This is a genomic window from Microcoleus sp. Pol7_A1, assembly GCF_036701085.1.
Lineage (GTDB): Bacteria > Cyanobacteriota > Cyanobacteriia > Cyanobacteriales > Microcoleaceae > Microcoleus > Microcoleus asticus.
In genome coordinates, this window is sequence record NZ_JAUBQD010000075.1 from 1 (window position 1) to 11,796 (window position 11,796).

The window sequence follows — 11,796 nt, forward strand, 5'->3', positions numbered from 1 at the left end:
CCGAAGTTTGCTGGTAGGCGGGAGAGAATGGCGGCTAGAGCTTTGGGACCACCTGTTGAGGAGCCGATCGCCACTAGCGGAGGAAGTAGAGAGGAAGGTGTGGAGAATGAAGTAAATTTTGAAGTTTGGGATTTTGGAGTTGAGCTTTGAGATGATTTGCCAATTAGCTTGCTAAGAGTCGCAATTTTTGTCAGTAACGGTTGGGCAGAATCTGGACTTCCTTGGATTCCCAAGACGGGAGTGTTCACTGCATCACGGGCACCATGCCCCATTGCCTCAAACACCTTCCCGGCATTCTTGCCGACGCTTGCCGTCACAATCAGAATCACACAGGGAGACTGTTTCATGATCTGGCTGGTAGCTTCCACACCGTCCATGATTGGCATGAATAGATCCATCAAAATTAAGTCGGGGGTGTCTTTGGCGCAGCGGGCAACCGCATCTGCACCATCCCGTGCAATCCATGCCACTTCATAACCTGGAACGGTTAGCAGCACTCGCTTGAGGGCTTCCACTGCCATAGCCATATCATTGACAATCGCAATTCTCATTCTAAGTACAGGCATTATTTGAGCGTGGATCTATTTACTGTAAATCTTTTCATAGGAAAATCATAATTTTTAACTTACCGTTAATCCTTAGGTAACTCTCCTGAAAAGGCTATTGTCCAATCAGATCGACGATCGCGTTAACTAATGTGTCGTCATGGAAGCTGCTTTTGGTGATGTAATAATCTGCCCCAGCTTCCATACCCTGAATACGATCTTCTTCGGCATCGCGGTACGACACGATAATGACCGGAAGCAAATGGAATGTGGGATGATTTTTAATTTGCTTGACAAGTTCAATGCCATTCATGCGAGGCATATCGATGTCGCTCAATACAAGGTCGTAATGATTGCCCCGAATGGCTATCCAAGCATCCATTCCGTTTACGGCAACATCCACATCGTAGCCTCGATTTTGCAGCAGCTTTCGGGTCATTTCGCGCACAGTAATGGAATCATCCACAACTAAAATGCGTTGGCGAGCGTTGCCTTTTGCTTTTTTGGCTTTGTTGACATCAACAGGTCTCATTTGACCGCTGTTGAGCAAGTTGTCAATGGATTCCACCAAATCAGAAACATCCATAATTAAAACAGGCAAGCCATTATCCATTAGAGCAGAGGCACTAATATCCCGAACTTTACCCAAACGCGGATCGAGTGGACGCACCACTAAATCCCGTTCACCTAAAAACTTGTCTATAACCAAGCCATAAGCGTTGGATTGATCGCTGATCACAACTACACAGATCGCATCATCGAAGGATAAAGCCTCCGGTAAATCCAGAACATGGCTCGCTGCAATCAACCCGATATTTTGACCATCTTTAGTGAAATATTGGCGACCTTCCACAACATAAATGTCCGATTTGTCGAGTTTGACAATCTGATCCACTCGTCCCAGGGGAAAGGCATAAGGTTCACCAGAAATCTCGACAATTAGCGTCCTGACAACAGAGAGCGTGAGGGGAAGTTGCAAGTAAAAATTAGTACCATTTCGGAATTGAGATGTGGCGCGGATCGTTCCACCAACCTCTTGCACCATACTTTTGACAATATCTAATCCCACACCGCGTCCTGAAATTTCAGTCACTTGTTCGGCTGTAGAAAATCCAGGTAGAAACAGAAACTCGATGATTTCAGCTTCGGTAAGTTGAGCAGCCGTTTTGGGTGAAGCTAAATTCCGATCGATAATCTTTTGGCGCATCTGGTCGGGATCAATTCCTCTTCCGTTATCGGAAATTGTAATTACCAGCATACCGCCACGATGAAATGATTCTAGACGAACTGTTCCCTCCATAGGTTTGCCTGCTGCCGATCGCTCGTATGGCGGTTCGATTCCGTGATCGACGGCATTACGAATCATGTGAGTCAGAGGTGCTTCCAGTTTTTTGAGGATATCACGATCGACTGGGGTTGACTGACCGACAATCTCTAGCTTGACCTGCTTATTCAATCCTCGTGCTAGGTCACGAACCATGCGAGGAAAGCTTTGTACTCCATCAATAAATGGACGCATATGGGAAGCAATCACTTCTCGGTAAAGGCGATCGCTCAAGTTGGTTGTGCGACGAGCATATAGTTCCAGTTCACCCAAGCGATCAGTGAGAGTTTCCCGACATTCTCGTGCTTTACGTCGAGCTGTATCCAGAACTTGCAGGCTTTCTGAATTAGTTGGACTGTTCGCTAACGCAGTATGGATCGTTTCTAGAAGCCTAGAAAGCTCTAATTGACGAGATTTGAGGGCGGTAAAGGAATCGGCAAAGGGTTGTAGCCAATTTGCCTCAACCAGCGATTCACCCGCCAACCCCATAATCCGGTTCAAATTTTCTGCCGAGACTCGCACCACCCGATCCGTTGGGGTGGCGATCGGATCGACCGTGGCAGTTTCCCCCCGTGCGCTTTGGCTCAGGGCTGGCTTCAAATTTTCTGCCGAGAATCGCACCTCCCGATCCGTTGGGGTGGCGATCGGATCGACCGTGGCAGTTTCCCCCCGTGCGATTTGGCTCAACGCTGAGTTTTGATCGGCTGGAACCAGGGACGTTGAGCGACGATCGCGAAAATCTGGAGGTAGCAGAGCAGCTAGCGCCTCATAACACCTCTCAAACTCTCCAGTTGTTTGGGCCAACCATTCAACTAAATCGACTTCCATTACCTGACTGAGCCCTTGAAGCAAATCAACGCTTTGCAGCAAAACATCAATTTGGTCGGAACCTAACGTGACGATCTGGCTCTGCGCTGCCACAAAGCAATCTTCCATCCAGTGTGCCAGAGTAGTGACAGCATCTAGAGAAACAATTCGAGCCGCACCTTTCATCGAGTGAGCTGCCCGCATAAGCGCTTCCAGTGCATCCTCAGATTGAGGGTTGGCTTCCAAGATCAGTAGTTCCTGAGTCAGGATCGCAATCTGCGTCTCAGCTTCTTGTCGAAATAGCTCCAGCATAGAATCATCGCTCATGGTCAAAAAACCTTGTGACTTAGGGTGTAAAAGAATAGTTCAGAGTCCAAAAAGTTGATCTTCTTGCCTTGCCAAGTAACTACCCCTTTGGTGTAAGCTTCCGATGCTTTGGAAATGACAACAGGAGCGTCTTTGAACTCATTAAGATGAAAGCGGTAAGTTCCATGAACCTCATCCACTGGAAACACCCACTTGTTTTCATTCTTCCCAGCCACAATCATCCGTTGCGGATTAATCGTATTGGAGAAATCTGCTGATTCGGCGACAGGCCCTAGACCGAGTAAGTCTCTGAGCGAAATACAGAGAAGTGTTTCACCGCGAATGTTGACCAACCCCAAAAATACAGAGTTAGTGCGGTGAGGGACGGCATGAATGATGTAAGGGGGAGTCACTTCTTGCAAGATGTTGACTGGCAATGCTAACCGTTCGCTACCGAGACGAAAAATGATTACAGAAAGGGTATCTGTGGCTCGAACTAGCATTCCTTCTCCCACTCCGACCTGCTGTGTGGAAGCTTCTGACAAGATGTCTGTCCATTCTTGGAGATATTCTGGTGGAGCATTGCGCTCTAGCAAGCTGCGTCCAGCCGCCGAGTAAACCTTGCAGTTGCGGCAGTGAATAACCGTCTTCAGTTCGCCACAGGTGCGATCGCCCATCACCCCAATCTGATTCCAGCAATCGTTCAGTGTGGGATGGTCAAATTCAGAATCGTCTGGTATAGATACCGTATTCAAATAATTTTCCATTGTTGAATTTCTCTATTTTTAATTTCTATGCCATCACTTTGAATCGCGCAATCTCTGTCTTTAAGCTATGAGTAGCTTCGTCAAGTTCTTCTAAGGCGTGATTGGTTTCTCGCAACGAGCCTGCTGTCTGCTGAGATGCTTGGCTCAGATGCTCCATTGCTTCGCTAATTTGTTGCGCTCCCTGAGATTGTTCATCGACGCTCTGACTCACCTGCTCAAAGCGTGGGGTCAATCCCTGCACCTGCTGAATGACTTCGGCAACTTGTTCGCTAATTCTGCCTACTTCTTCGACGCTGTGAACTACAGACTTGGTAAACTTATCCATCTCTGTCACGCCGGTAGAAACTGCCGATTGCATCTCCTTAATCATCTGCTCAATTTCTAGAGTCGCAACAGCAGTCTGATCGGCTAACCGTCGAATTTCCCGCGCCACAACCGAAAAGCCCGCGCCGTATTCTCCGGCTCTCTCTGCTTCGAGTGCTGCATTCAGCGAAAGCAAGTTGGTTTGATCTGCCACAACCGTGATGGTTGTCACCACTCTGCTGATATTATTGGCTCGTTTGTCCATGATTTCCAGCTTGGAGGAAATTACCTGAGTAGCTTCTAGCAACTGGCGCATCACAGAATCGATGTGGTTCAGATTGTCTTGACTGTTGCCTGCTGCCACTGTTGTCTGTTCAGCCATTGCCGCCACCTGCTCCATTGTTTTCACCAATTCCCTTGATGTCGCGGCAATTTCATGAGCCGTTGCACTGACTTCATTCGTTGAAGCAACCTGTTCTGTAACCGTTGCTTCCAGGTTTCTTCCAGATGCCGTAATTTGGTCGGCAGAACTGGTGATTTGATTGCCTGACTTTTGAATGCGGTTGACTAGCGCATTCAGGTCTTTATTCATGGTGTAAAAGGCATTCTGCAATTGACCCACTTCATCTTGCTGGTCAGCGAGTGAAATTTGGCTGGTTAAGTCTCCGGCTGAAATCTTTTGGGCAATGTCAACTACCCCTGCAATTTTGGCTCCTAGAGGTTTGGCGATCGTGTTGCTAAAGAAAATTCCAAATAAGATGGCGGTTCCCGGACCGATCATGATTGCCACAAATGCCCAAAATCCGACTTGAGAAACATCTTTCGCCGATACACGTTCTGTTTCCGCTGTCACCTCCTGATTCATTTTCAACACCTCCAAAAGTTTATTGCTGGCATCTGTGAAGGGTTGACGGTTTACCTGAACTTGCTTATCCAGCTCTTTGTAGGCAGCGATCGCCGAACCAGCATTCCCCGCTGAATTTTCAAATATATTGAAAACTCCCAGGCTCTCAAACTGGAGATTACGCCTCAAAAATTCCTCATGGGCTTTCTTCCACGCATCCCACGTATTCAAAAAGTCTTTATATGCCTTCTGTTCAGCGTCAGGCTTAGGAGCCGCTTCGTACTGCTCAAACCCTTCCTGAATTTGCTTCCAGGCGTTATCCATGCGATCGATCTCTGCCTGCCGCGCATCTTTGTTTAGATTGATATTCAGCAAGCCCCGTTCTGATGATTCGATCTGGGTTTTTCCTTCGTTAATTTTCCACAAGCCGGAGATGCTGGGCACACTATTGCTGGCTAGGGAGTCGATGTGCTTACTCAAGCGAGAACTGCCGCTCAGGCCTACCAGTGCTACAATCAGCACCAAAATCCCCATGAACATGAACGCGAAGATGAGGCGTGCCTGCATGGAGAGATTTTTGAACATATCACGTTTCCCTTTCTAAGCTTCTGTTCTGAGACTGTGCTGCAAGCGCTGAATTCGCTGCTGAATGATTTTTGCCCCTACTTTATCGCCTTGATTTTCCTTCAGTAAGGCGAGGTGAACTAACGCTTCATAAGAGGTTGGCTCCAAGTATATAGCACGTTGAAAACATCGCTCTGCTTGGACATTCTGCTGGTGGGCCTGATACAGCTCTCCCAAGAGAGTGTAGGCAGCCGCACTCGTTGGATGATGAACAAGATACGAGTTACAAAGCGCGATCGCTTCTGCCGATCGCCCGTCATCCGCTAACTTTTTCACTGTTTGTAAATCAAGAGACGATGTTGCTTCAGGGCTTAAATCCTTTGAACTCGCAGATGGATCGGATTCTTTGATTTGCTGAGTGTCTGGGGCCGAGTAAATTTTCCCTCCTAAAGATTGTTTGGCAATAGTTTGAGGAGTTATTAGTTGAGATGGCACCTGTCTGAGTTGAGTAATATTGAGGGGTGCCTGTTTTGGCAGCGATGGTTTCGATTTTCGATAAGCAAATGTGAAAGGCTGACGGACAGATACGTACTGGTCGGCGACAATTTTTCCAGTGTCAGACGCTCCAACAAACAGTAACCCTCCTGGTATGAGTAGGCGATCGATCGCTGCTAATACCTGCGAGCAAACTTCGGATTTTAGGTATATCAACAAGTTGCGACAGAAGATGATATCGTATTTCTTTTGAATGAGCGTCAGGGAGGTCATTACATTCCCCTGCTGAAAATTGACGAGTCCTCTAACGGGCTGGCATAGTTCGTAACCCTCCGCCGTTTGCTGAAAGTAGCGCTCTCGGCCTGTCCAAACATCGCCGCGAAAGGAGTTTTTGGTGTAGACTCCGCGCTTTGCCTTTGCCAGCGATCGATGACTAATGTCAATCGCATCGATCGCGAACTGTTTCGGATGCAGACCCGCTTCTAGTAGGGCGATCGCCAGTGAATAAGGTTCTTCGCCCGTAGAGGATGGAACACTCAGCAGTTGGAGCGGATTGCGGTTTGGGGACTGCAGCCATTCCGAGGTGACGTAGGTTTTCAGGTAATCAAACGGTTTGCCATCTCGGAAAAACCAGGTCTCTGGCACGACGAGTAGTTCGATCAGCTCGTCTAATTCTAAAGCGGAGGTTTGTAACCGTGCCCAATAGCTCTTCAGGTCAGGCAATTTACAGGCGACTCGACGATTCTCGGCTGCTCTGGCAATCCGATTGGAGCCAATTGTATCGGGGTCTAAGCCTATTGTTTTGCTCAGTAATGTCGCGATCGCAGATAGTACCATCTGTAAGCCTAAGCGGTTTTGAATCGAGAAATTTCTAATCGTAATCCATTTGCTGCCTCATCAAGCTGCCCTACAGCACTGTTCGTCTCCCGTAAAGCGTCCACCGTCTGCTGAGATGCTTGACTCAGGTGCCCCATAGCTTCACTAATCTGTTGTGCTCCCATTGATTGCTCCTCAATGCTCTGGCTCACCTGCTCAAAGCGTGGGGTCAATCCTTGCACCTGCTGAATTACCTGAGCAACCTGATCGCTAATCTTGCTGACATCGGCAACGCTATCAACAACAGATTTATTAAACTTATCCATTTCCATTACGCCAGTAGAAACTGCCGACTGCATCTCCTTAATCATCTGGGCAATTTCCAGAGTGGCGACGGCAGTTTGGTCAGCCAATCGGCGGATCTCCCGTGCTACAACTGCGAAACCAGCCCCGTATTCTCCAGCTTTTTCTGCCTCGATCGCGGCATTTAAGGACAGCAGGTTGGTCTGATCGGCAACCTTGTTAATGGTCGTGACAACACTGTTAATGTTGTTTGCCTTTTCATTCATGACCCCAAGTTTAGTGGCAATGGAAGTAGTCGCATTTGAAAGTTGGCGCATTACCGTTTCCATCCGGTTTAAGTCATTTTGACTGGCACCAGCAGCAATTGCTGTAGACTGCGCCATCAGCTCAACCTGGTCCATCACCTTGACTAGCTCTCTAGAAGTGGCGGCAATTTCCTGGGAGGTTGCACTCACTTCATTAGTTGAGGCGAGCTGTTCTGTAACAGTAGCTTCTAACTCTTTACCGGCTGCTGCAATCTGAGTTGCGGAAGTGCTAATTTGCACTCCCGATTTTTGCATCTGGAGAATCAGCGAATTGAGCTTTTTGGACATATGGTGAAATGCTGTCATCAACTTGCCAACTTCGCTACCATCGTTGTTTAGCTCAATTGTTTGCTGTAAATTTCCATCAGCAATTTTCTCTGCTGCTTCCACCACCTTTGGAAGCTCTCGTCGGATTGGGACAGCAAGCGCTGCAACCCACAAACCCATCGCTAGCGTTACCGCCATCGTCAACAGCGTTCCCAGAAATATCAGCAAAGACTGAGACTGCTTAGAGTTCCTGGCTGCGAGCAAAAGCTCATCCTGTCGGGCTTCAAGAATTTTATTGGCTCCGGTTCGGGATGCTTCAAGTTTGGCAACCCGGGGAATTGAAATTGCTTGTTTCGCCTCCTCCAGCTTATTAGCATCGACTAGCGGGTAAACAGTCGCTGCAATGCGATCGTACTCATCACCAAGCTGGATCAATTGGTTAATTGGTTCTTGAGCTTGTGAAATGCTAACCCTTGTCAAATTCTCCTTATGTTGAAGCATTTCTTCTCGGGCTTTATCATAAGTCCCTCGGTAGTACTGATCCTTAGGATAGAGGGCGTATCCTCGGATACTGGCAATGATCCTAGCGACAGAATAAGCATACTCGTCAGTATTTCTGATGCTATCAGCGGTTTGGTTTGACTCTTCCTGCAATTTAACTAAACCGGTAATGCCTGAAAACAGCACAGAGCCGAGCAAGATCAGGAACAGGATAGGAACCGAGAAGCCAAGTACAATGCGGGGAGTGATTCTGTTGAACATCTAAGTTGAGGGTTGAGAAATTAATACTGGTAGGGTGAACGAATTGGAGCGGATTCGATTAAAGGCTTATTCTTCCTAATTTAAACATATTTTGATCGGCACTCCTTTTCATGAATTTCCTTCACCCATGAGCAAATAAGTATGTCGCTCATCGCTGAAAAGTCGCTCAAGCTGGACACATTGAATTATCCGTTTTTCATCGACAATTGTGCCGCTTAAGTAGGGTGCTTCCTCAACCCGAATGCTGGAATCCCTAATATCTTTGTTTGATATACTGAGTGTCTCTGTCACTCTCTCTGCCATCAGCCCTAAATATTGCACCGATTCGTTCTGGCGGGGATATTTGACGATCATGATGCGGGTACTGAGGTGCGATTTACAGGGGCTTCCTTGGATCAAATGGCACAGGTCAATCACTGGCAAGACTACTCCCCGGTAGTTAAACAAACCAGCCACGTATTCTGGTACCTGCTGCACCTTTCTGAGACTGACTCGTGGAATTACCTCAACAATGTACGAACTGTCGATCGCGTAGAGGTCATTCCCAGCGTAGAAAAGTAGAATTAGCACTTGTAACTATCAGTTTTTATTAGGGATAACTGAATATTTTTGCAATATAAACTGCTTCAATGTTAGCACAGAATTGCCAAAGGAGCAAGGATTAAATTATTTCGTAATCTTTTGTGCACTGGCGTTTCGATCTAACCCACGATCGCCGCATGAGAAATGACAACAATATTAACAACAACGAACGATCCAGCCAGGATCGGAACAGCAAGCCGGCGCCTAAAATACCGTGACAAATCTGACTGGTCTGCTTCACTTAAAAATCGAGTGTAGACCAGCACAATTGCTGTTATGAAGATGTAAATGATTGCGATGATGTGGATGAAATCAATCAGGGTGACAGAATTGCTACTACCCAAATCAGAGGTCGCTGCTTGCAGATTTACTATAACTGCAAACAAATTACCCACAAGGATGCCCATGAGTTCTTCATCCAGCAACAATGCCATTATTGAGAGTGCAACAGCAGCATAAACTCCCATCACAAGTTTAAAAAAGCTAACTTTACTCTCGCGGTTGATTGTAATTGAAATAACTAAGCGCGATCGGGAATTTAGTTCTCTTTTTGTTCCCGGACTACCAAAGCTTGTTCTATAAGGAAAATTTTCTTGATAAATTCTAAAATCTCTAATTTCCCAACCTTCCAAATCCAGGTCTTTCGGATAGCCTGTGTTCGCAAAATCTGGGGCGTGAACGAAGATGGAAGCATCTAACTGTGTTTCCTCAAGGGAAATTTGCAATACATGGCGATCGAATGGATAATTTTTTGTGTCCCAGTTGTGATATAAAGTTGCGCTAATCTCCTCTTCAGACCAGAATACGTTTTTACTTGCCTTAAATGTATCCGACAGATTTTCGCTTCGGGAAAAACTTGTGTAATTCTTGCTAACTTCCTTGCTATTGACAACCTTCAGGCTTTCCAAAGGTTTTGGAGTCTGAAAAGGACAAACGCTCCAAACCCAGAAGTTTGCAATAAACGATTTCTCTGCTGGATGAAAATCTCGCAAGGATGTCAAGTAAACTCCAATTTGACAACTTTTTGGAGATGTAACAGCCTCTGCCTGAACTGGCAAAGTTTGAGACAGCCAGCAACTAAAAACCGCGATCAGCAAGCAACCAATTAGGGGTAGTCCCTTGACAACTCCTCTAACGGCAGGATGATTCAGTTTAGAAATATATCCCCTCATTCATCAACTCCCTTGCTAAGCAACCTCTGATTTTACCACCTAACGATGCTTGCAGAAAGTTCATTAATTGTCTATCCACCTACGATGATCGCCATATAGGAGATGACGCTTTCAGAACGATAAACGAAATTGTAAATACCCGAAATAAAAGGCGACGGTCTAGCCACATTGCCTGCTTTGCTTGCCCTACTTCTGCTGTTAACGAGACTTGAACAAAATTCAAGCTCAAACATAGCCTAAACCTGCTATGTGTGTGGCAAATACGTCGGGAGCATCCCGGTTTTGTAAATATTTCTAAATCAGCCTAAAATGGGTAAAATCCAAAGAAACGTTAAAAAAGAGTAGAGAGAAAGAGCCATGACTCCTGAAGAACTAGAGCGATTGGAAAGCTGTACGTCAGAAATTGCTAAAATTTTGTATAACAATACACCTCCGGTGTGAACGGCTCTTCCGTACTTATTGTGCTAATTTTTTAGGAAAATACCAAAAAAGTAATGCCCGTATTTCAAAAATTATCAAATTTCTCGCATCCAAAACCGCAGCTTTTTAAGAGCTTTAATTTAGGGTAGTCATAAATACAGCGGTTTCCGCTGTTATGAGGTACAATAGCAACAGCTAGCTTTCCCAATTTAATAAATGCTGAGGATTTATTAAATTGAGGGCAACTGCTATTATTCTATCAATCATAGATGCGTTAGTTGGAGCGAACCTCCGCAAAAAGGATTTGAGTTGTGACTACCAGAGTTCAATAGGGTTAAAATAGGCGAGAGTAAGGAGATAAACAAATAACCCTCGCGCCTACAGCTTCAATCATTGGTACAATTGATGCTAGTTTATGAGCGGGTAAATTATCCATCACTACTACTGCTCCTGCCCATAATTGAGGACACAAAAACTTCTCAATAAATACGGCAAATGCTGCTGCTGCATCCATTGAATCATTTATTGTCATTACTGTCAGCAGTTGATACTAATTGCGCCAATGGCTGTAACTTTAGCCTCTCGATAAAATGGTTTTAATGAGGATACTCTTGTCCCCGGTTGCGAACGGGCATGAGTTCTGGTCAAACGAGCGTAGAATCCCTGTTTCATCCAAAAATACCAGGTTTTCTGGCTCGATATGTTTGATCGTTTCCCAATATTCTACTCTTAATTTTTGGACTCTTTCTGTTGCGGCTTGGCTACTATACCATGTTTTTTTTTACGATTTAATCCTAACTTCTGCTTGGGCCGACACATTGCCGTTCGGCTCACCCAATTTCCAGTCTGATGAGCAAATAATTCACATAACTCTACCTGCATTGGCATCTGGATGCTCTGCCACCAGTGCTTTGATTTCTGGTTCGGCATTTGTCAGATGACTCAATTGCGGTTTTCCTCTCTGTTTGGGCTGTAAATCCCCCTCGGTTTGTTGTTGTTTTATCAGTTTTTGGACTAAACTTTTACGCTCCAGCAAATCTAGTCGCCACTTTCCTGATTGACATCTTTTCGGACATATGTGCTGTCACTATTTTTTGCCGGAGAGCGAGGGAATATGCTTTCATTAACTTTGACTATATTGACATCTTTTCGGACATATGTGCTGTCACTATTTTTTGCCGGAGAGCGAGGGAATATGCTTTCATTAACTTTGA

General features: G+C 45.8%; 10 protein-coding genes. All 10 read right to left on the bottom strand.

Features of this window, described 5'->3' with window-relative positions; genetic code table 11:
* Positions 1 to 566 (bottom strand): response regulator (locus QUA20_RS27600; RefSeq protein WP_333193043.1); only part of this gene is annotated, 566 nt, incomplete at its 3' end.
* A 94-nt stretch (positions 567 to 660) separates the two neighbouring features.
* On the bottom strand, positions 661 to 3,003 hold the full coding sequence (locus tag QUA20_RS27605) for a hybrid sensor histidine kinase/response regulator (protein ID WP_333193046.1): 2,343 nt from the start codon (positions 3,001 to 3,003) through the stop codon (positions 661 to 663).
* Between the two features lie 2 nt (positions 3,004 to 3,005).
* A complete protein-coding gene (locus QUA20_RS32190; RefSeq protein WP_445304724.1) occupies positions 3,006 to 3,395 on the bottom strand; it encodes a chemotaxis protein CheW in 390 nt (129 codons plus the stop codon).
* A 379-nt stretch (positions 3,396 to 3,774) separates the two neighbouring features.
* Positions 3,775 to 5,481: a methyl-accepting chemotaxis protein gene (locus tag QUA20_RS27615; protein ID WP_333193050.1), complete on the bottom strand. Its 1,707-nt coding sequence runs from the start codon at positions 5,479 to 5,481 to the stop codon at positions 3,775 to 3,777.
* A gap of 15 nt (positions 5,482 to 5,496) precedes the next feature.
* On the bottom strand, positions 5,497 to 6,792 hold the full coding sequence (locus tag QUA20_RS27620) for a CheR family methyltransferase (RefSeq protein WP_333193051.1): 1,296 nt from the start codon (positions 6,790 to 6,792) through the stop codon (positions 5,497 to 5,499).
* Positions 6,793 to 6,800: 8 nt separating this feature from the next.
* Entirely contained in the window at positions 6,801 to 8,408 is a 1,608-nt protein-coding gene (locus QUA20_RS27625) for a methyl-accepting chemotaxis protein (RefSeq protein WP_333193053.1), read from the bottom strand.
* Between the two features lie 108 nt (positions 8,409 to 8,516).
* The gene (locus QUA20_RS27630) at positions 8,517 to 8,978 is read right to left on the bottom strand and encodes a chemotaxis protein CheW (RefSeq protein WP_333193055.1); all 462 of its coding nucleotides are present in this window, start codon (positions 8,976 to 8,978) and stop codon (positions 8,517 to 8,519) included.
* A 131-nt stretch (positions 8,979 to 9,109) separates the two neighbouring features.
* A complete protein-coding gene (locus QUA20_RS27635) occupies positions 9,110 to 10,162 on the bottom strand; it encodes a hypothetical protein (protein ID WP_333193057.1) in 1,053 nt (350 codons plus the stop codon).
* A gap of 754 nt (positions 10,163 to 10,916) precedes the next feature.
* Entirely contained in the window at positions 10,917 to 11,114 is a 198-nt protein-coding gene (locus QUA20_RS27640; protein WP_333193059.1) for a transposase, read from the bottom strand.
* A gap of 330 nt (positions 11,115 to 11,444) precedes the next feature.
* A complete protein-coding gene (locus QUA20_RS27645) occupies positions 11,445 to 11,618 on the bottom strand; it encodes a hypothetical protein (protein ID WP_333193061.1) in 174 nt (57 codons plus the stop codon).
* Between the last annotated feature and the right edge of the window lie 178 nt (positions 11,619 to 11,796).